This is a genomic window from Streptomyces sp. SudanB52_2052 (genome assembly GCF_964272415.1).
Taxonomy (GTDB): Bacteria; Actinomycetota; Actinomycetes; order Streptomycetales; family Streptomycetaceae; genus Streptomyces; species Streptomyces olindensis.
The window spans coordinates 8,228,863-8,247,771 of the sequence record NZ_OZ186796.1 but is presented as its reverse complement, the minus strand read 5'-3'; the positions used below and the strand labels follow the sequence as shown (position 1 = coordinate 8,247,771).

Below are 18,909 nucleotides of genomic sequence, written 5' to 3'. Positions count from 1 at the left end.
CCGCCGGGCCCTGCCCGCTCCCCACCCGGCGGCACCCCCGCCATCCGTGTGATCCGCGCTACACCCACCCCGGTGAGCGGTTTACACCGCCCCGCAGTGGTCAGGCGGCGGGGATGTCGCACCGGCACCCCGCAGCCGTATCTCCGGCAAGACGCGTGTCCACCCGCCCGGGTTCCCCGCACACCGCTCAGGGGGCCCGATGAGCGAGGACACCCTGCGCATGCGCCCCGCCACCGCTTCCGCTTCCGGCTCCGCCTCCGCGGCGGAACGGACGGAGCAGCCCGCGAGGGAGCCGTCCGGGCAGCGGGACGCCTTCTTCGACAACGCCAAGTACCTGGCGATCGTGCTGGTGGCCGTCGGGCACGCCTGGGAGCCGTTGCGGGACGGCAGCCGCGCGGTCAGCGCGCTCTACATGGTCGTGTACGCCTTCCACATGCCGGCGTTCATCATCGTCTCCGGCTACTTCTCACGCTCCTTCGACGCCGGCCCGGGGCGGATCAGGCGTCTGGTCACCGGGCTCGCCGTTCCGTACGTCGTGTTCGAGACGGCGTACACCCTGTTCACCCGGTGGACGGACCAGGAGCCCGACCGCCCGGTCAGCCTGCTGGACCCGCTGTACCTGACCTGGTTCCTGGCCGCACTGTTCATCTGGCGCCTGACCACGCCGGTGTGGCGGCAGGTGCGGTGGCCGCTGCCGCTCGCCCTCGTCATCGCGATGCTGGCGACGCTCTCCCCGTCCATCGGCAACGACCTCGACCTGCAGCGCACGCTGCAGTTCCTGCCGTACTTCGTGCTCGGCCTGCTGCTGAGGCCGGAGCACTTCCAGCTGGTGCGCCGCCGCGCGGTGCGGGTCCTCGCCGTGCCGGTGTTCGCCTGCGCGGTCGCCGTGGCCTACTGGGCGGTGCCGCGGATGACCGGCGCCTGGTTCTACCACCGCGACAGCGCCGAGGAACTCGCCGCGCCGTCCTGGTACGGGCCCGTCATGACACTGGTGACCTTCGGCTGCTCGCTGGTCCTGGTGGCCTGCTTCCTGGCCTGGGTGCCGGGGCGCCGGGCCTGGTTCACCGTGCTGGGCGCGGGCACGCTGTACGGCTACCTGCTGCACGGTTTCGTCGCCCAGGGGTCCAAGTACGGGGGCTGGTACGACCCGGCGTGGGTGCACCGGCCGGTGGGCGTCATCGTCGTGACGGTCGTCGCCGCCGTGCTCGTGACGGCACTGTGCACCCCGCCGGTGCGGCGGCCGCTGCGCTGGGTGGTGGAGCCCGAGGCGGCGTGGGCGTTCCGCCGGGACGCGCGCGAGCGGGCCCGGGAGCAGGCCCGGGAGCGGAGTGCCGGCCGGAGGTCCCCCGGCGTCACAGCCGGATGACGATCAGGGCGATGTCGTCCGGCGCTCCGCTGGTGACACCCAGCCGCTCCAGCACGGCGTCGGCCAGGGGGTCCGGGGCGAGGCCGCCGTGCTGGGAGAGGGCCGCGGTCAGGCGTTCCAGGCCGACGTCGATGTCCTCGTCGCGGCGCTCGACGAGTCCGTCGGTGTAGAGCACGAGGATGTCGCCGGGCGTGTAGGGCAGGCCGGCCTGGGGTCGGGGGACGTGGTACGGGCGGGCGCCGAGCGGCGGGTCGGTGGCCTGGTCCAGCAGCTCGCAGGACCCGTCGGCGTGGAGCAGGACCGGGGGCAGGTGGCCGGCGTTGCTGTAGATGATCAGCCGGCTGCGGGTGTCGATGAGCACCTTGACCGCGGTCGCCGCCATCGCACCGTCGACGGACCGGGCGTAGAGGCCGAGGACCTCCAGGGCCTGGGCGGGGCTGGGGATGGCCCGGATGGCCGCGCTCAGGGCACTGCGGAGCATGCCCATCACGGCCGCGGCCTGCAGGCCGTGGCCGACGACGTCGCCGACCGCCGCGGCGTAGCGGTCGGGTGGCAGGTCGACGACGTCGTACCAGTCGCCGCACACGTTGAGCGAGCGCGTCGCGGGCAGGTAGCGCACGGCGATGTTGTCGTCGTGCCGGGTCAGGTCGCGGTCCTGGAGCATGGCTTCCTGCAGGGCGACCGCGACCTGGCGTTCGCGGTCGTGGGCCTCGCGCAGTTCCTGGTTCAGCCGGTGCAGCTCGCGGGCGCGCACGTAGAGCTCGGCCGCCATGCCCTTCTCCCGTTCGGTGAACTCCTCCGTGAGCCGGCGGGCCCGGCCCGACCGGATGAAGGCGGTGACGTCCTCGGAGCGCTGGACGATCCAGGCCACCGTGCCGTCCGGGGCCGGGATCGGGGTGTGGATGTTGGACCACCACCGCTCCTCGAACCCGCTAGGCAGGCCGGGGGCGGCGATGTCGTACCGCTGCAGGACCAGGGTGTCCGGGGCCCCGGTGTCCAGTACCCGGCGCAGGGACGCCTTGAGGTTGCGTTCCGCGTCGGCGGCGATGCCGGGGTTCGCGGGCAGGGCGTCGAAGAAGTACTTCCCGATCAGTTCCGGCCTGGTCCGGTTCGTGGCCTCCAGGTAGGCCTGGTTGGCGTAGCGGATCACCAGGTCCGGGTCCAGCACCAGGTACGGGCTCGGGGTGGCGTCGAAGAAGGCCGTGAAGTCGATGTCCGCTGCCATGGCGCGCTCTCTTCGGTCCGCGAGCGCGGCTGCCCGCCCCTACCAATCTACGAGCGATCCGCCGTCCGGGCCCGTCGTCGACCGCTCCGGCCGGACGCCGGGGCCGCTCCCCGCGTCGGACGCGGTCAGCGCGGGCCGTCGGGGCGGTGGGCCCAGCACAGGGCGTGACCGCCCACGCCCTCCGGGAGGAACTCCTCACGCTCGATCACGAGACCGGCCCGGGTGATCAACCGGGGGGCCGGCGCAACAGGCGCCGCCACGCCTCACGGCCCGTCGGCCGTCCTGCACCCGCATGTCCGACGCGCTGACACGAAGGGACGTGTGCTCCATTCCGCCAGGTCCTCAGACCCGGGCCGGCGGTCCTTCCCGCTGATCCCGTCGACAGCCTCCGCGACTGCGGCGGCGAGAGGGGCCACACCCCGGATGCGTTCGCCGCCATCGCTCCGAGGGCCCAGGGGGCACGACGACGGCCGGCGGCCGGCCGTCGTCAGCAGGCCGACGTCTTCTCCCCGAGACCGGGGCCACCTCGTCTGCCGTGGTCAGACGGGCAGATGCCAGCCCGGCCCGGTCGGCTCCCCGAGCCGCGGCGGGCGGCTTGAAGTGGCCCTGCCCCCCTCCAAGTACCGCGAGAGCCTCCCGGAGTGGCACCACCCCGTCTACGACGGGCTGTACAGCAGCGCCGCCGATGTCCACGAAACCGGCATGACCGAGTCCACCTCCGAGGCACACCAGGCCGGCAGTGAGATCCTCGTGGGCCGACAGCGGACGTGGTCGCATACGCCGAGCAGAAGGGTGTACCAGTCGGGTTGCTCGCCCAGCACGAGACGGTCTCAGGCGTTGCAGCCCTTCTGCCGCACGCCCGGCCCCCGCTCTGCGGCGACCGCAGCGAAGCAGTTCCGGCACAGCGGGTTGGCCTTGGAGCCGTACTTCTTGCACGGCTCCGAGCAGCGAGCGCACTTGCCCCCTCGTCGCTCGACCAGTTCGAGGCCGGATATTCCTTGCTGCTTCATGGTGCCGGTACCGCACCGATCTGTTGCATGACTCCAAGGAGGTCGGGTTGACCTCGTTCGCCGACAATCCGGCCGTCGGCCAGGTAGTAGAAGTTCATGGCCTGCACCGAGACCTTGTTGCCGCTTGCCGGGATGCCGAAGAACTCACCGTCGTGCGTGCCGCGCATGGTGAACCGTGCAGCCACCGTGTCGCCTTCCCCGATCATCTCCTCCAGGCTCCACTGCACGTCCGGGAATCCACTGCGCATCATGCCGATGACCTCCATGTAGCCCTCGGGACCTCGAAGCGGCTCCGGATGACTCGGTGCGTGGAACACCGCGTCGGGAGAGATGACCTCGCGGCCAAGATCCTCATCGGCTGTGTTGATGAACTCGACGAAGCGGTTCATCAGCGACTTCACGGCTTCGGGCGGCATGTTCCTCTCCTCATAGCGATGGTGTTCCGCCTCAAGGTAACATCGATTCGATGTGTACATCGTTTCGATGTGATTGTGGGATGCTGAGGGCATGCTGGAACTAGCGATACTGGGCTTCCTGGCCGGGGGTGCTCTGCCCGGGCACGAGCTGCGCCGGCGGGTTTCGCAGCTGACCGGGTACACGCGGCCGGTCAGCGACGGCAGTCTGTATCCGGCGATCAACCGGCTCACCAGGGCGGGCCTGCTGGAGCGGCGCGCCGACCCGGCTGCGGGCCCAGCGCGGTACGTACTGAGCCTGACCGGCGCCGGGCGCACCGAACTGTTGAAGCGGCTGCGCAAGCCGGCCGACCACGAGATCACCGACTTCACCCGCTTCTTCACTATCCTGGCGTTCCTCTCGCACCTGCCCGAGGTGTCCGAACAGCACGCGGTGCTGCGCAGACGGCTTGAGTTCCTGGAGGAGCCGGCGAGCTTCTTCTACGACGGTGACAGGCCGCTGCGGGCCGAGGAGGTGGCCGACCCCTACCGGCGCGGCATGCTGCTCACCGCCCGTGCCATCAGCAGCGCCGAACGCGCCTGGCTACACGCTGTTCTGGACGGTGACGAGCCCACCAAGAGCACTCCCTTCCCGCTCGACGAACCCGCGAGCTGACCGGCCCTGGAGGTACATCCATGCTTGCGTCCTGGTACGACGAACAGGGCCCTGCCGCCGATGTCCTGCACGTCGGCGAACTACCCGACCCCACCGCCGGCCCCGGCGAGGTCCGCGTCCGCGTCACCGTGTCGGGCGTCAACCCCGGCGACACCAAGAAGCGGCGCGGCTGGCTCGGCTCCTCGATGCCCTACCCGCGGGTGATCCCGCACAGTGATGCCGCCGGAGTCATCGACGCGGTGGGCGACGGAGTCGACGCCCACCGCGTGGGACAACGGGTATGGGTGTACGGCGCCCAGTCCTACCGCCCCTTCGGCACCGCAGCCCAGTACACCGTCGTGCCTGCGGATCTGGCCGTCCCGCTACCCGACCACCTCAGCGACGAACTCGGTGCAGGCCTGGGCATCCCTGGGGTCACCGCCCACCGCACCGTGTTCAGCGACGGCCCCGTCGACGGACAGCTCGTGCTCGTGCATGGAGTGCTCGGCGGCGTCGGCTCCCTGGCCGCGCAGCTCGCCCGGTGGGGCGGCGCGACCGTGATCGGGACCGTGCGCCATGGCAGCGACCTGAACCGCCTCGACCCCGCCGTGGTCTCCCACGCCGTGGCGCTCGACGGGGACGACCCCGCCGCCGCGATCCGCGCGCACGCTCCCGACGGCGTGCACCGAATCATCGAGGTGGCCCTGTCCGACAATGCGGACCTGGACAACGCCGTCGCCGCGAACGGCGCGGTGATCGCCGCCTACGCCACCCGGGACGACCGGCCCCTACTTCCCTTTTGGCCCATGCTGTTCAACAACGTCACGCTGCGCATGCTCGGCAGCGACGACTTCGCCGAAACGGCGAAACGGCAGGCGGCCCGCGACCTCACCGCCGCAGCCGCGGTCGGCATGCTGACCGTCGCCATCGGCGACCTGTATCCGCTGGAGAAGATCGCTCAAGCGCAAGACCGTGTCGATACCGGCGGCCGAGGTCGCGTCCTGGTGACCATTCCCAACTGAACTGTGCCGGCACGAGGGCTGATCACTCGGGCCGCGGGGCATCCAGCTGAGCGAGCTCGTCCCGGGCTCCGGCACACGAGGTACCGAACGCGCGAGCGCAGATGCCGATGGAGAGCTTGCGGCGCTCGAAGTGGCTGAGGAAGGCATCCCATCCCTCTGCGGCGGGGGTGCGGTGTTCCTCGCTGGGCCGCAGGGAGCGGCGGCGGGCGATGAACGCGCGATGGGCTGCGATGGCTTCGACCGGGTAGACCGCGTTGTAGCCCATGGTGGTGTCGATGTCGGCGTGTCCGGCGATGACCTGGGCGATGCGGGGTGCGCAGGCCGCTGCGGTCGTACTGGAACAGCAGCGGCACCGGCGGGTTCCACACGCGCTCGTTGTAGTCGTAAGCGACGACGCGGGGGACGGCTCCGAATACGTGGGTCGCGGATGCGGGTGACGATGGCGCTCAGGACGTCGGCGAGTTCGGGGCTGACCAGCAGGACACGTTCCACCTCGTCGTAGCGCCGGGAGACCGCGTCGTACCCGCCGGACCAGGTCCTTGGGATCGGTGGTGCCCACGCGCGGGAAGCCGGCCAAGGCCCCGAGCGCCGGCGAACGAATTCCCGGCACGCCCGCCGGTCGAGCCGACCGCGCGACCGGAGACCGGAGGACCGGGAGCCGTAACCGAAGGCCGGACACCCCAGGGCCGGAGAACCGGTCGAGGCACCCGGCCTACGCCTCCGACGTGAGCCGGACGAGCAGCACGCCGGGTGTGCCCGGCACGTTCACCGTCAGGGCCTCGCCGTCCCACACGGCCTGGTCGGCCAGGGCGGCGCAGGGGTGCAGGACGTCCGCGCGGGCGGCCCCGCCCGCGAGGTGCCGGACCGGCAGGCGCAGCCCGGACGGCCCGCCGCGCCGCCACACCGACAGGTACGTCACCCCGTCACCGGGGACCCGCAGGCCAAGAGCCAGCCACTCGTCCGTCCAGCCGGGCAGGCCGAGCGGCCAGAACGGCAGGGCCCGCGCGAGGTCCCCGCGGATCGACTTGTAGACCTCCACCGCGTCCCGTACGAGTGCCAGTTGGTGGTCCGCCATGCGGTTGAGGTGGCCGGAGAGGTGGATGCGGCCGAGCAGTGCCCCGCCGAGGGTCCACGAGATGAGGTCGTCGTCGAACCCGGGCTGCGGGTAGGCCCAGACGGCGCCCTGTTCCGGCGGGACCGCGGTCGGCGCGGCGGCCGCGATGGGCGGGTAGCGCAGCGGGTCCTGCTGGTCGCTGGTGGACTGGAGCTGGGCGACGGCGAGCGTGGCGCCGTCCATGCGCATGCCGCCCGAGGCGCAGTTCTCGACGACCAGCCCGGGGTGGCGGTCCAGGACGCCGGAGAGCCAGTCGAGGTAGGCGTGGGCGTGGCCGAGGAGGCCCGCTCCCGGCGCGAGGTCGCCGGGGGCCTGGGTGCCGGGGTCGACGACGATGTTGTAGTCCAGTTTGAGGTAGCCCACGCCCCAGTCGCCGACGATCCGGTCGACCGTCTTGTCGAGGTGGGCGCGGGCGGCCGGGTGCCGCAGGTCGAGCTGGTGGCGGCCCTGCTCGGTGAGGCGCACTCCGTCGCGCTGGAAGAACGCCTCGGCGGGCAGCTCGGCCGCGACGGGGCTGCGCACCCCGACGACCTCGGGCTCCAGCCACAGCCCGGGCACCATCCCGCGCTCCCGGATCCGGTCCAGGACCGCCTGGATGCCGCCGTCGGGGAAGCGGCGCGGCGAGGGCTGCCAGGTGCCGACGCTGTCCCACCAGCCCCGGGTGTCGTCGTCGTACCAGCCCGAGTCGATGCAGAAGTACTCGGCTCCGGCGTCGGCGGCGGCGTCGATCAGCGGCAGCAGCTTGGCCGTGGTCGGGTCGCCCATCAGGGTGTTCATGTAGTCGTTGAAGACGACGGGGAGGGCGGTGTGGTCCGGGTGCGGGCGGCGGATCGCCCGGCGGTAGGAGGTCAGGGCGCCCATCGCGGCGTCGAGGTCCGGGCCGAGGGCCAGGGCGCCGGGCACGGTTGTGAACTCCTCGCCGGGGTCGAGCCGGACCCGCCACTGGTGTTCCGCGTCCGTCGGTCCGTTCAGCGCCAGGTAGCTGCCGTGGGCGCGTTCGCCGAGGTCCCAGCGCCAGCCGGCCGGGGACTCCACCTGCCAGACCCAGGCCCGGCCGCCCTGCCGCTCCGTCAGGGCGCCCATGGCCAGATGGCCGTCGGTGGGCCAGCTGCCGCGCCCGGTGAGGACGAGGGCGGCCCGGCTGTCGTGCTCGTGGACGGCGGTGTTGATGTCGGCGACGGACGCGCGCAGCGGCTCGGTGGACCAACGGCACTCGGCGAGCCAGTCGTTGCGGGCCCGGTGGACGTCGAGGGCATCGGCAGCGGGCAGTCCGCCGAGCAGGAGACTGCTGACGGACTGGACGACCAGGGGCTCGGGGCCGTCGTTGCGCAGCCGGACGCGGGAGCGGAGGACGGGCAGCCCGGCCGGTGACGTGAGCTCGGTGAACGCCGTCAACCCGCTGTCCGGGTCGTGGAGTTCGACGGTCAGCCACTCCCAGCCGTCCCGTCTGCCTCTGCTGTGGGTCCGGTGGGCGAGCCGCGACCCGAAGGCCGTGCCGGTGAAGCGGGGGCCGGACCAGCCGCTGCCGTGGCCGAGGGCGGTGAGTTCCACGAGCGGGAGGGCGGCGGCCGGGTCGGCGGGCCGCTCGTCGCCGGGGCGGGCGAGCCGGACCAGCCGGAGGGTCCCGTCGGCGGCCACGGCGAACCGGGCGCCGAGCGCCTCGTGTCCCCAAGTGAACTCGTCCTGCCGCTGGTCGGAGTCCCTGTGTGCCGCATCCGCCGTGCCGGTCAAGGTGCTCCCCCTCCTGACCCCGCCCCGTTCCCGGGAGCGGCGGTCCGCGTGAATCCCTCGTTACGGTCTCTTGACGACCCAAGTGTGACCGGTCACAATCCTCGCATGAATGTGACCGGTCACACAAGGCGCCCGGCAAGCATCAGGGACGTCGCGACCGCCGCGGGCGTCTCGTACCAGACCGTCTCGCGGGTGATCAACGGCCATCCCAGCGTCCGGCCGTCCACCCGGGAGCGAGTGCTCGCCGCCATCGACGAACTGGGCTTCCGCCGCAACGCGACCGCCCTCGCCCTGGCCAGCGGCCGCAGCCGGGCCGTGACCGTGCTCACCGCGAACACCACCCACTACGGCTACGCCTCGATCTTGCAAGGCATCGAGGAGGCGGCCCGCGCCGCGTCGTACGCGGTGGGGATCGGGGTCCTGGAGTCCGCCGAGGACGCGGCCGTCGCCGCGGAGGTGCAGCGTGCGGCGGACGCGGGCGGCGGACTGATCGTGATCGCCTACGATCCGGCCGGTGTGCGGGCGCTGGGCGCCGTGCCCGCGGGGCTGCCGGTCGTCGGCGTGGTCGAGACCCCGGCGAGCCCGCCCGCCGGCGGGAGCCCCTGGGTCTGGGCCGACGACCGCGAGGCCGCCTACCAGGCGACCCGCCATCTGCTCGCCCTCGGCCACGAGACCGTGCACTACGTCGCCATCCCGTCCAGCACCCGCCGCACCAGCGCCCGCACCAGCGGCTGGCGGCAGGCACTGAAGGAGGCCGGCGCACCCGAGCCCCGGCCCGTGCAGGGCAGTTGGGGCCCGGCGGGCGGGCACGCCGCGGGCCTGAAGCTCGCGCGGGACCCGTCCGTCAGCGCGATCCTGTGCGGCAACGACGATCTCGCGCTCGGTGTGCTCCGGGCCCTGCACGAGGTTGGCCGTCCGGTGCCGGGCGAGGTGAGCGTGGCCGGTTTCGACGACGCCCCGCACGCCGCGTTCCTCACCCCGTCCCTGACGACCGTACGCCTGGACTTCACCGGCCTCGGGCGGGCCGCGTTCGGCCTGCTGCACGGGGTGCTGGAGGAGTCGGCGCCGGTCGCCCCGCACCCGGTGTCCGTCCCGGAACTGGTGGTGCGGGAGAGCTCGGGCCCGCCGCCCGCCGGTCGCTGAACGCCCTTGGTCAGCCCAGCAGTTGTGAGTCCCGCTCCCTGATCGAACCGCCTGCTTTCGGAAAGGCACGTGATGAAGAGAAGAGCTCTCCCCGCCCTGGCGCTGATATGCGCCGCCGGCCTGGCCGCCACCGCGTGCAGTGACCCGACCGCCGGGGACTCCGGTTCGGACGACGCCAAGCAGACGGCGGTGGACCCGACCGCCCGCCTCGACGGCGTGAAGCTGACCATGTGGACCGCGCAGAACACGGTCAACGCGCCGCGGCAGGTCATCGACGCCTTCGAGAAGGCCACCGGCGCCACGGTCGACACCCAGGCGATCCCGGACCTCTACGAGCAGAACGTGCCGACGAAGCTGGCCTCCGGCGACCGCCCCGATCTGATGTTCTGGCAGCCGTCCATCTCCACGCTGCCGTTCGTCCAGCCGAAGCAGAACCTGCTCACCCTGGACGGCGAGCCGTGGGTGTCCGAGCTCGGCGACACCGAGAAGTCCCTCGGCGTCATCGACGGCAAGCGGTACGCGGCGATCGTCACCAGCCCCGCCATGCTCGGCGTCTACTACAACAAGGACGTCTTCAGGCAGGCCGGGCTGACCGAGAAGGACTTCCCGAAGTCCTACGACGACCTGCTCGCCCTCGGCCACAAGGTGGTCGACAAGACCGACGCGGCCGCCTTCTACGAGGCCGGCGGCGACAAGTGGCCCCTGCAGTGGCAGATGCAGGTCCAGCTCACCGACCTCGACCGGCAGTGGTGGGCCGACCTGAACCAGAACAAGAAGAGGTGGACCGATCCGGTCGTCGTCGGCGCCATCAAGAAGTACAAGGAGAAGCTGCTCGACGCCGGGCTCGCCCAGAAGAACTACCGGACGGGCACGTTCACCGGGCAGGCCGACGCGCTGTGGAAGGGCGAGGCCGGGATGGTCCTCAACGTCACCTCCTTCCAGAGCCAGTTGCAGGCCAAGTACTCCACCGCCGAGATCGACGAGAAGATCGGCTGGTTCCCCGTCGCCAACTCCTCGGCCACCGGCCTGTACTCCCCCGACCAGACCAACGGGGTCGTCGCCTTCAAAACCGGTGACGAGAAGCGGCAGAACGCGGCCCGGCAGTTCCTCGCCTTCTGGCTCGGGCCGGACTACCCGGACTACATCAAGACGATGAAGATCCCGTCGGTGCAGCCGTCCGTGCCCACCCCCGAGGGCCTGCCGGAGACGTCCAAGGCCCAGGTCTCGGCCCTGCCGAAGGCCATCGGCGTCTTCCAGGCCAAGGCGATCGTCGCCCCCGACACGCACCTGTACCTGGCCGACATGATCTTCGGCAAGAAGACCCCGCAGCAGGTCGCGCAGGCGATCCAGGACCAGTTCGCGCAGGTGGCCAAGGCCCAGGGCGCACCCGGGTTCTGACGATGGCGGACACGGCCGTACGTACCGAGCCCGCGCCGGTGAGGGGCGCGCCGAAGAAGGTGGGGCGGCTGCCACGCGCGGCCGTGCACCACCCCTGGTGGTTCGCGCTGCCCGCGATCGTCGTCTTCGCGGGCTTCTTCCTGGTGCCGAACCTGCTGAACTTCTACTACCCGTTCACCGACTGGTCCTCGTACCACGCGGACATCGCCTTCACGGGCCTGGACAACTTCCGGACCATCGCCGACGACGGCTCGCTGCTGCGGGCGATCCGGACGACCCTGGTGTACGCGCTGCTGGCGGCGCTGTTCCAGAACGGCTTCGGGCTGGCGCTGGCGCTGCTGCTGGAGGACGACAGCCGCTTCAACCGGTTCTTCCGAGCCGTCTTCTTCCTGCCGGTGCTGATATCGGCGCTGGCCACCGGCTATGTCTTCCAGGCGCTGCTGGACCAGGACGGGGCCCTCAACGCCGTGCTCGGCACGGACGTCCCGTGGCTGGGGTCGACGACCTGGACGCTGGTGATCGTCACGCTCATCCACGGCTGGAAGTGGATGGGCCTGTCGATGCTGATCTATCTGGCGGGGCTCAAGGGCATCCCCGGCGACATGCTGGAGGCCGCCCGGATGGACGGCGCCGGGCCGTGGCGGACCTTCTGGTCGGTGCGCTGGCCGATGCTCGCGCCCGCCGTCACCTTCAACGTCACCACGGCGCTGATCGGTTCGATGAACACCTTCGACATCGTGCAGGCCACGACGGGCGGCGGCCCCGCCGCCTCCACCGAGGTCTTCAACATCTACATGTTCCGCATCTTCGGGCAGGGCCTGTACGCCCAGGCCTCCGCGATGAGCCTCGTGCTGTTCCTGGTCGTGGTCGCGGTGGCGATCCCGCTGGTCGTGGGGCTGCGACGAAGGGAGCAGCTGCTGTGACCGCGGTGTGGCGGTACGGCCGCCCCTCCCTCGTCGTCCTGCTTGCCGCGCTGGCCGTGGGCGTGCCGCTGTGGCTGGTGGCCGTCACCTCGGCCAAACCGCAGGCGGAGGCGATCAAGCCGAACCTGGACCTGCCCCGGCACTGGCAGCCCGCGACGAACTACGCGGACGCCGTCGGCGAGGGCGAGATGCTGCGCGGCTTCCTCAACTCGCTGCTGGTCGTGGTGCCGTCGGTGGTCCTGGTGCTGCTCCTGGGCGCGGGCGCCGCCTGGGTGTTCGCGCGCCGCACGTCGAAGCTGGTATCGGCGGCGTACGCGCTCTGCATCAGCGGGCTGCTGCTGCCGCCCGCCGTCATCACCATCGTGATGGAGCTGCGGCAGCTGGGCCTGGCGAACACGCGCCCCGGCATGATCGCCGTGTACACCGGCATGTACCTGTCCACGTCGATCTTCTTCATGACGGGGTTCATCCGGGCCATCCCCATGGAACTGGAGGAGGCCGCCCGGATGGACGGGGCGTCACCGTCACGGATCTTCTGGCGGATCGTGCTGCCCCTGCTCCGGCCGGTGATCGCCACCGCGACGATCATGGTGATGCTCTACGCCTGGAGCGACGTCTTCTACGCGTTCTTCGTCCTCGGCGGCGGAGACCGGGCGACCCTGCCGCTCAACCTCTACCAGGTCGCCAGCGCCCAGCTCTACCTGAACAACTGGCACCTCGTCTTCGCGTACGTCGTGGTGATGAGCCTGCCCATGGTCGCCGTGTTCCTCGTCGGCCAGCGAAAGATCGTGTCCGGAATCACCAGTGGAGCCGTCAAGTGACTGGAGGTCCAGCAGCGTGATCACCCCCGCCCGCACGAGAGTCCGCACGAGATCCCGAACCAGAACCGCCCTGATCACAGCACTCCTTGGAGCAGCCGCCATGGCAGGCACCCTTCCCGCGGCCGGTCCCGCCGCCGCGGCCGGTCCCCAGCGCCTCACCGTCGACCTCGACGCCTCCGAGGGCCCGGTGATGCTGGGCGCCAACGGCTCGCTGTACGGCCTCAGCGACGACGGCGTGCCCAGCGACGCCGCGATGGAGCCCCTGAAGATCACCAGCGTCTCGCAGAAGCCCGAGGGCGGCGCCCAGCACCCCAACGGGGACGCGCTCACGGTCTCGAAGTCGTTCTTCCGCAACGGCGGCGGCGAGATCAACGTGATGATGCAGGACATCTACGCCAAGTGGCCCTACGAGGACCTCGGCATCGACGACTACCTCCCCAAGGTCGAGAAGATCGTCAAGGAGATATCGGCCGACCCGCACAGCGACCGGTTCGTCTACATCCCGTTCAACGAGCCCGACCAGATCTGGTACAAGCTCGACGTGGCGGACCAGGCCCAGTACGAGAAGAACCGCGACCGGTTCTTCAAGGACTGGAAGACGGTGTACCACCGCATCCGCGCCATCGACCCGGACGCGCGGATCGCCGGCCCCAACGAAGCCGCCTACCACACCCGCCTGCTGAAGGACTTCCTCGCCTTCGCCAAGCGGGAGAACGTGCTGCCCCAGATCATGACCTGGCACGAACTGGGCTCCGGTTCGCTGCGCGACTTCCAGGCCCACTACGACGACTACCGCAGGCTGGAGCGCGAGGCGGGCATCGCCCCGCTGAAGATCAACATCGACGAGTACGCCAACCGCCGCGACCTGTCCGTGCCCGGGCAACTCGTGCAGTGGGTGTCCATGTTCGAGCGCAACAAGGTGTACGCGAACATGGCCTACTGGGACGCCGCCGGCAACCTCAGCGGCCATGTGGTGCGCTCCAACATCCCCAACGGCGGCTGGTGGCTGTTCCGCTGGTACGCGGGCCTGACCGGGAACACCGTGAAGGTGACACCGCCGCAGCCGAACACCATCGACACGCTCCAGGGGCTCGCCTCCCTCGACACCTCCCGCCGCCAGGCACAGGTGCTGCTCGGCGGCTCCGCCGGTGACTCGGAGGTGGTCGTGCGCAACGTCCCCCGGTCGGTGTTCGGCGGCACGGTGACCGCGACCGTCGCCGAGGCCGCCTGGTCCGGCTACGAGGGGCAACACGCGGCGCCGCGGGTCCTCGCGCGCACCAAGGTGAAGGTGGCGGACGACGGTTCGGTGACGGTCCCGCTGCGCGGGATGCACAAGATGTCGGCCTACCGGATCGTCCTCACCCCCGGCGGCTCCGGCACCCCGTCCGCGGCCTCCGTCCCGTGGTCAGCGTCGTACGAGGCCGAGGACGCGGCCATCACCGACGGCAAGGTCTACACGCAGGGCACCGTGCAGAACGCCAACGGCTACGCGGCCTCCGGCACCAAGGACGTCGGCTCCCTCAACCAGCCCGGCAGCAAGGTGACCTTCTCGGTGACGGTGCCCAAGGACGGCACGTACGACCTGGCGATCCTGTACGGCAACCAGTCGGGCGGCCCGGCCACCCAGAAGCTGTCGGTCGACGGAGGCGACCCGGTGACGGTCGCCTACCCCTCCACCGAGAACTGGACCTACCGCGCCAAGAAGGACGTCACCCTGCAACTGAAGGCCGGGACACACCAGTTGACGCTGTCCAAGGGCGACGCCGAGGTCACCCTCGACCGGATCGACCTGACCTCCCGCACCGGCGTCCCGTCCGCGTCGTACGAGGCGACCCTGGCCGACATCAGCGGCCGGCCGTCGTACGACTACGCGTCGTCCGCCGGGGTGGGCACGGGTGCCCTGGTCCTGCGCTCGGGCGACAAGGCGGTGTTCGACGTCTACGCCCCGCGCGACGGCTACTACACGGTGACGTCCCGGTCGACGGCGGCGGTGAAGCTCGCTCTGCACGGCGAGACGGTCACAGCGGCTCCCGGCCGTCCGCTGCGGCTCTACCTGGTCGCGGGCAACAACCGGATCGCGATGACGTCGGGCCACGCCGCCGTCCGCTCCCTCGACGTCTCCGGCGAGGGTTCGACCGCCGGCACCCTCTCCTACGAGGGCGCCGCGGCGACGCTCGCCGGCGGGGCCAAGCTCGTCGACTCCCCGCACGCGTCCGCCGGCTCGTACATCGGCCGGCTCGGCAACAGCCCTTCCAGCACCGCCGGGTTCACGGTCGACGCGCCCCGCGCCGGCCGCTACCTCCTGGTCGTCCACTACGCGCACAACGACCGGCGGGACAACGGCCACGCCTACAACACGGACATCATGTCCCGTACCGCCGACGTCACGGTCGGGTCCGGCGCGCCGGTGCCGGTCACCTTCAAGAACACCTGGAGCTGGGACGACTACTGGACCGTCGGCGTCCCGGTCGACCTGAAGGAGGGCACCAACACGGTGACGTTCGGCAACGCGAGCGCCTGGGCGCCGAACATCGACCGGATCGAGCTGGGCCGGGTGGTGGGCTGATCCCCGTGTTGGACGGATCTCCGCGGTGACGGTTGCGGAGGATCGAATGCCATCCTCCGCAACCGGGACCCCACCACGCACCGTCTGTTGTCATGGCCGCCGCACGACCAGGCGGCCCTGACCACGGCCCGGTCCGGGCCACGACAACGGGGAGTTCCATGCGTACGAAGCTCGGCTCGGTCCTGGCGGCCACGGTCCTGGCGACCGGCCTGGGCGTCGCGATGGCGCCCGGCGCCTCCGCCGCCGACAACTGCTGGGCGGACGGGGACGGCATCCGCTCCTGGTGCCACAACGTGTCCGGCGCACCGGTGTACGGGTACATCGGCAACAACCACATCTACCCCGACCCCACCAAGGTGGTCGGATACATGTACTCCAACCCCAGCTGGTTCTACTGCAAGCTGGACGGCCAGGCCTGGGTCGGCGGGCCGCACCCGACCCGCTGGCTGCTGACCGTGGCCGACAACGGGAAACTCGGCTACATGAAGGACACCGCGATCTACAGCGAGACCGACCCGGTCCGCAACTGCTGACCGCAGGCTCGGCGCGTGACAGTGCCGCAGTCCGCCGAGGAGGCGGGCTGCGGCACTGTCGTGTTCCGGCCGATCCCGCCACACCAGGGCCCCGCATGACGTCCCGTCACTCACACCCCCTATGCTTCTACATGCTTGTAGAAGCCAGTACACGCACGTGAAGGAGTGGACGCCACCATGGTGTTCAAACGACTGCTCGGCGCGCTCGGTGTGGGCGGCCCCACGGTCGACACGGTTCTCGACCCGGCCCCCGTCCGCCCCGGCGGCACGCTCACCGGCCAGGTCCACCTGGTCGGCGGCAAGGCCGACTTCGACATCGAGCACATCACCCTGGAGCTGGTGGCCCGGGTCGAGGCCGAGCACGAGGGCGGTGAGAGCGAGGGCGTCGTGGCCTTCGACCGCTTCACCGTCGGCGGCGGCTTCCGGCTCGCGGAGGGCGAGCGGCGCAGCGTGCCGTTCAGCGTGACCCTGCCGTGGGAGACGCCGGTCACCGAGTTGCACGGCCAGAGCCTGGGTGTGGTCCTCGGGGTGCGCACCGAGCTGTCGGTGGCGGGCGCGAAGGACAAGGGCGACCTGGATCAGCTGACCGTCGCGCCCCTGCCCGCGCAGGAGGCCGTGCTCGAAGCCCTCGGCGGGCTCGGTTTCGGTTTCAGGTCGGCCGACCTGGAGTACGGGCGCATCGGCGGCACGGGCCAGCGGCTGCCCTTCTACCAGGAGATCGAGCTCGTCCCCTCGCCCGCTTACGCGCAGCAGCTCAACGAGGTCGAGTTGACGTTCCTGGCCGGTCCGGGGGGCATGGAGGTGGTGCTGGAGGCGGACAAGCGGGGCGGCTTCCTGTCGCCCGGCCATGACGCGCTCACCCGCTTCACCGTCTCCCACGAGGGGGTCGGGCAGCAGGACTGGCCGTCGATCGTCGACGGCTGGCTGCGGCAACTGGTTGAGCACCGGGCGTCGTACGGCTCCCCCACGGGCTACGGCGCCCCCTCGGGCCACGGCTCCCCCGCCGCCTTCGCCCCGGGCGGCCACGGGCCCGACGGGCACCACCACGACGGCCACCGCTCCGGCCCCGGCATGGGCACGGCCGTCGCGGCGGGCGCGGCCGGCCTCGCGGTCGGGGTCGTCGGCGGCATGGTCGCCGGCGAAGTCGTCGACGAGGTCGGGGACTTCTTCGAGGGGGACGAGGAAGAGGAGGGCTGACGCCGTCGGGGCGTGGCCCTCACAGGGGCGTGGCCGCGTGCAGGATGAGGACCATCGTCACGGCCGAGTTCGCGGAGGACATCGCCGACACGGCCGTGCCCGCGGCCGCGCCCCAGGCCGCCAGGCCGACCGAGGTGAACGCCGGGGGCCAGGTGCGCACGGCGGGTGCCGGACCGAGGAGCGCCGCCACGCGGCGGGGCACCGGACCCGGTGCGGCGAGTCCCGCGAGCGTGGGCACCGGGGTGCCCCGGGAGACGAGGGCGGCCGTGCCGATGGCGCGCGCCACCGTGCGGCGGCTGCCGATCGCCCGGGCCGCCTCCTCGTCGGCCCACCGCTCGGCCGTGTACGCCACGGCGGTGCGCAGCGGCCGCAGGAACGGGTTGGCGCGGGCGGCGAGTTGCACGGCGAGCAGGAAGCGGTCGTGCCGGGCCGCGAGGTGCGCCCGCTCGTGGGCGAACAGGGCCCGCCGCTCGGCGGCCCCGAGGCGGTCCAGCAGGGCCGTGGTCACCACGACACGGCCCCCACGCGAGCCCCGGGCACGTCGGCCGGCACTGCCGCGCCGAGCACCACCGCCCTGCCCACCGCCGGGCCGCCGATGCGCGTGCGGGCCCGTCCGGTGACCGCCGGGGCGCCCAAACCCGCCCGCGCCGGTCCGTCCACCCCCAGAGCGCGCAGCCACATCCGGGCCGCCCCGCTCATCACCGCGTCGCACAGACCCGCCCGCGTCGGCCCGTCCGTCACCGGGGCGCGGAGACGCGTACCGGCCGATCCCATCACCACCGCGTCCCACAGACCCGCCCGCGCCGACCCCGCCACCACCAGAGCGCGCACCCGCATCCAAGCCGCTCCGATCACTGCCGCGTCCCACAGACCCGCCCGCGCCGACCCGTCCGCCCCCGGGGCGCGCACCCGCGCGGGGGCCGCCCCGTCGGCCGCCGGGCAGGGCGTACGCGTAGGGGACGGCGTCGGGCAGGACGGCGACCTCGGTGTCCGGCAGGCCGGCCAGTGCGCGGTGGGCCTGGCGGCGTACCCGGGCGTGCCGCCACAGCGTCCGGGCGCAGGCGGCTACCACCGCGCACAGCGCGGGAATCGCGGCCTTGCCGACGACCTCGTCGTAGGGCACCGCCGCCCGTACCTCGGGGTCCGACCAGCCGTCCGGCAGCGGGTTGCCGGGCAGTTGGGCGGTGCCCACCACCATCACCAGCGCCAGGCACACGGTGCTGCACAGCGCCAGCACCGCGGCCAGCGCGGTGAGCAGCCGGGTCGCGGTGCGCGGATGCAGATGCTGCTCGGCCAGGCGCGCGACCGGCCACGCCGTGAGCGGCAGGACCAGCGGAAGAAAGACGAACACCCCCATGAGGCTTCAGTCTTCCCCCTCGCCGTGGGCCTGATCCAGCAGGTCACGCAGCAGCCGCTCGTCGTCCGGGTCGAGGCCGGTGACGAAGCTGGCCAGCACGGCCCCGCGGTCGTTCTCGGCGTCCAGCACCTTGCGCATCTTCCGGGCGGCCAGGCCCGCCTGGTCCGAGGCGGGCGTCCAGGCGAAGGACCGGCCGACCCGTTCCCGGGTGACCGCGCCCTTGCCCAGCAGCCGGGTCAGGATCGTGATCACCGTCGTGTAGGCGAGGTCGCCGCCAAGACGTTCCTGCACCCAGCCGGCCGTCGCCGGACCGTCCGCCTCCCGCAGTGCCGACAGCACCAGCGCCTCCAGCTCGCCCTGTCCCCGCCGGGGACGCTGCCGGGGATCCGTCACCGCCCTGCCTCCCTTCCGCCGCCCTTCGTTGCCCGTGCGGACATCGTATAGATCCGCGGGACC

General features: G+C 71.8%; 16 protein-coding genes and 2 pseudogenes. 10 read left to right on the top strand and 8 right to left on the bottom strand.

Going from position 1 to position 18,909, the window contains the following annotated elements:
* The first annotated feature begins 199 nt into the window (after positions 1–199).
* The gene (locus ACSUPV_RS37150) at positions 200–1,366 is read left to right on the top strand and encodes an acyltransferase family protein (protein ID WP_436949455.1); all 1,167 of its coding nucleotides are present in this window, start codon (positions 200–202) and stop codon (positions 1,364–1,366) included.
* Here the strand turns inward: ACSUPV_RS37150 and ACSUPV_RS37145 are convergent.
* The 3 genes from ACSUPV_RS37145 to ACSUPV_RS37135 form a co-directional block, all read right to left on the bottom strand.
* Positions 1,353–2,591, bottom strand: a complete 1,239-nt coding sequence (locus ACSUPV_RS37145) for a PP2C family protein-serine/threonine phosphatase (RefSeq protein WP_037762208.1) — start codon at positions 2,589–2,591, stop codon at positions 1,353–1,355. The genes ACSUPV_RS37150 and ACSUPV_RS37145 overlap by 14 nt on opposite strands.
* Before the next feature lie 830 nt (positions 2,592–3,421).
* Positions 3,422–3,601 carry a hypothetical protein gene (locus ACSUPV_RS37140; RefSeq protein ID WP_436949454.1) on the bottom strand — a complete coding sequence of 60 codons (180 nt, stop codon included), beginning with the start codon at positions 3,599–3,601 and terminating at the stop codon, positions 3,422–3,424.
* Positions 3,598–4,017, bottom strand: coding sequence for an ester cyclase (locus tag ACSUPV_RS37135; protein ID WP_382611798.1), 420 nt, complete (start codon positions 4,015–4,017; stop codon positions 3,598–3,600). Before ACSUPV_RS37135 ends, ACSUPV_RS37140 begins: the two co-directional genes overlap by 4 nt.
* 91 nt (positions 4,018–4,108) lie before the next feature.
* Between ACSUPV_RS37135 and ACSUPV_RS37130 the strand changes: the two genes are divergently transcribed.
* Both ACSUPV_RS37130 and ACSUPV_RS37125 read left to right on the top strand, forming a co-directional pair.
* Positions 4,109–4,669 (top strand): PadR family transcriptional regulator, encoded by a 561-nt coding sequence (locus ACSUPV_RS37130; protein ID WP_436949453.1) that lies wholly within the window; start codon positions 4,109–4,111, stop codon positions 4,667–4,669.
* A 20-nt stretch (positions 4,670–4,689) separates the two neighbouring features.
* A complete protein-coding gene (locus tag ACSUPV_RS37125) occupies positions 4,690–5,670 on the top strand; it encodes an NADPH:quinone reductase (RefSeq protein ID WP_436949452.1) in 981 nt (326 codons plus the stop codon).
* Positions 5,671–5,692: 22 nt separating this feature from the next.
* Here ACSUPV_RS37125 and ACSUPV_RS37120 read toward each other — a convergent pair whose 3' ends face one another.
* Positions 5,693–5,935, bottom strand: a complete 243-nt coding sequence (locus tag ACSUPV_RS37120; RefSeq protein ID WP_436949451.1) for a hypothetical protein — start codon at positions 5,933–5,935, stop codon at positions 5,693–5,695.
* A gap of 447 nt (positions 5,936–6,382) precedes the next feature.
* Positions 6,383–8,515, bottom strand: a complete 2,133-nt coding sequence (locus tag ACSUPV_RS37115; protein ID WP_436949450.1) for an alpha-galactosidase — start codon at positions 8,513–8,515, stop codon at positions 6,383–6,385.
* 105 nt (positions 8,516–8,620) lie between these two features.
* On the opposite strand from ACSUPV_RS37115, the gene ACSUPV_RS37110 reads away from it, so the two are divergent.
* The 7 genes from ACSUPV_RS37110 (at position 8,621) to ACSUPV_RS37080 (ending at position 17,096) form a co-directional block, all read left to right on the top strand.
* Positions 8,621–9,658: a LacI family DNA-binding transcriptional regulator gene (locus ACSUPV_RS37110; protein ID WP_382611808.1), complete on the top strand. Its 1,038-nt coding sequence runs from the start codon at positions 8,621–8,623 to the stop codon at positions 9,656–9,658.
* Between the two features lie 72 nt (positions 9,659–9,730).
* Positions 9,731–11,056 (top strand): ABC transporter substrate-binding protein, encoded by a 1,326-nt coding sequence (locus tag ACSUPV_RS37105; RefSeq protein WP_436949449.1) that lies wholly within the window; start codon positions 9,731–9,733, stop codon positions 11,054–11,056.
* 2 nt (positions 11,057–11,058) lie between these two features.
* Positions 11,059–11,979 carry a carbohydrate ABC transporter permease gene (locus ACSUPV_RS37100; RefSeq protein WP_382611814.1) on the top strand — a complete coding sequence of 307 codons (921 nt, stop codon included), beginning with the start codon at positions 11,059–11,061 and terminating at the stop codon, positions 11,977–11,979.
* On the top strand, positions 11,976–12,800 hold the full coding sequence (locus ACSUPV_RS37095; protein ID WP_359794288.1) for a carbohydrate ABC transporter permease: 825 nt from the start codon (positions 11,976–11,978) through the stop codon (positions 12,798–12,800). The genes ACSUPV_RS37100 and ACSUPV_RS37095 overlap by 4 nt, the downstream gene beginning before the upstream one ends.
* Positions 12,801–12,900: 100 nt before the next feature.
* Complete coding sequence (locus ACSUPV_RS37090; protein WP_436949448.1) at positions 12,901–15,366, top strand: CBM35 domain-containing protein; 2,466 nt, start codon at positions 12,901–12,903, stop codon at positions 15,364–15,366.
* A gap of 158 nt (positions 15,367–15,524) precedes the next feature.
* Complete coding sequence (locus ACSUPV_RS37085; RefSeq protein WP_031120641.1) at positions 15,525–15,899, top strand: hypothetical protein; 375 nt, start codon at positions 15,525–15,527, stop codon at positions 15,897–15,899.
* A 177-nt stretch (positions 15,900–16,076) separates the two neighbouring features.
* Complete coding sequence (locus ACSUPV_RS37080) at positions 16,077–17,096, top strand: sporulation protein (RefSeq protein WP_037762188.1); 1,020 nt, start codon at positions 16,077–16,079, stop codon at positions 17,094–17,096.
* Positions 17,097–17,115: 19 nt separating this feature from the next.
* On the opposite strand, the pseudogene ACSUPV_RS37075 reads toward ACSUPV_RS37080, so the two are convergent.
* From ACSUPV_RS37075 to ACSUPV_RS37065, 3 genes and pseudogenes are all read right to left on the bottom strand, one after another.
* Positions 17,116–17,628, bottom strand: a pseudogene (locus ACSUPV_RS37075) (M56 family metallopeptidase); the annotation flags it as partial.
* A 393-nt stretch (positions 17,629–18,021) separates the two neighbouring features.
* Positions 18,022–18,453: pseudogene (locus tag ACSUPV_RS37070) on the bottom strand (M56 family peptidase); the annotation flags it as partial.
* A 6-nt stretch (positions 18,454–18,459) separates the two neighbouring features.
* On the bottom strand, positions 18,460–18,846 hold the full coding sequence (locus ACSUPV_RS37065; protein WP_031120636.1) for a BlaI/MecI/CopY family transcriptional regulator: 387 nt from the start codon (positions 18,844–18,846) through the stop codon (positions 18,460–18,462).
* Positions 18,847–18,909 lie beyond the last annotated feature (63 nt).

Bases quoted from the DNA above. Each gene is read 5' to 3' on its own strand.
- ACSUPV_RS37145 (WP_037762208.1), bottom strand. From the start codon at position 2,591: ATGGCAGCGGACATCGACTTCACGGCCTTCTTCGACGCCACCCCGAGC.
- ACSUPV_RS37120 (WP_436949451.1), bottom strand. From the start codon at position 5,935: ATGGGCTACAACGCGGTCTACCCGGTCGAAGCCATCGCAGCCCATCGC.
- ACSUPV_RS37100 (WP_382611814.1), top strand. From the start codon at position 11,059: ATGGCGGACACGGCCGTACGTACCGAGCCCGCGCCGGTGAGGGGCGCG.
- ACSUPV_RS37125 (WP_436949452.1), top strand. From the start codon at position 4,690: ATGCTTGCGTCCTGGTACGACGAACAGGGCCCTGCCGCCGATGTCCTG.
- ACSUPV_RS37090 (WP_436949448.1), top strand. From the start codon at position 12,901: ATGGCAGGCACCCTTCCCGCGGCCGGTCCCGCCGCCGCGGCCGGTCCC.
- ACSUPV_RS37130 (WP_436949453.1), top strand. From the start codon at position 4,109: ATGCTGGAACTAGCGATACTGGGCTTCCTGGCCGGGGGTGCTCTGCCC.
- ACSUPV_RS37110 (WP_382611808.1), top strand. From the start codon at position 8,621: ATGAATGTGACCGGTCACACAAGGCGCCCGGCAAGCATCAGGGACGTC.
- ACSUPV_RS37150 (WP_436949455.1), top strand. From the start codon at position 200: ATGAGCGAGGACACCCTGCGCATGCGCCCCGCCACCGCTTCCGCTTCC.
- ACSUPV_RS37080 (WP_037762188.1), top strand. From the start codon at position 16,077: ATGGTGTTCAAACGACTGCTCGGCGCGCTCGGTGTGGGCGGCCCCACG.
- ACSUPV_RS37105 (WP_436949449.1), top strand. From the start codon at position 9,731: ATGAAGAGAAGAGCTCTCCCCGCCCTGGCGCTGATATGCGCCGCCGGC.
- ACSUPV_RS37140 (WP_436949454.1), bottom strand. From the start codon at position 3,601: ATGAAGCAGCAAGGAATATCCGGCCTCGAACTGGTCGAGCGACGAGGG.
- ACSUPV_RS37135 (WP_382611798.1), bottom strand. From the start codon at position 4,017: ATGCCGCCCGAAGCCGTGAAGTCGCTGATGAACCGCTTCGTCGAGTTC.
- ACSUPV_RS37085 (WP_031120641.1), top strand. From the start codon at position 15,525: ATGCGTACGAAGCTCGGCTCGGTCCTGGCGGCCACGGTCCTGGCGACC.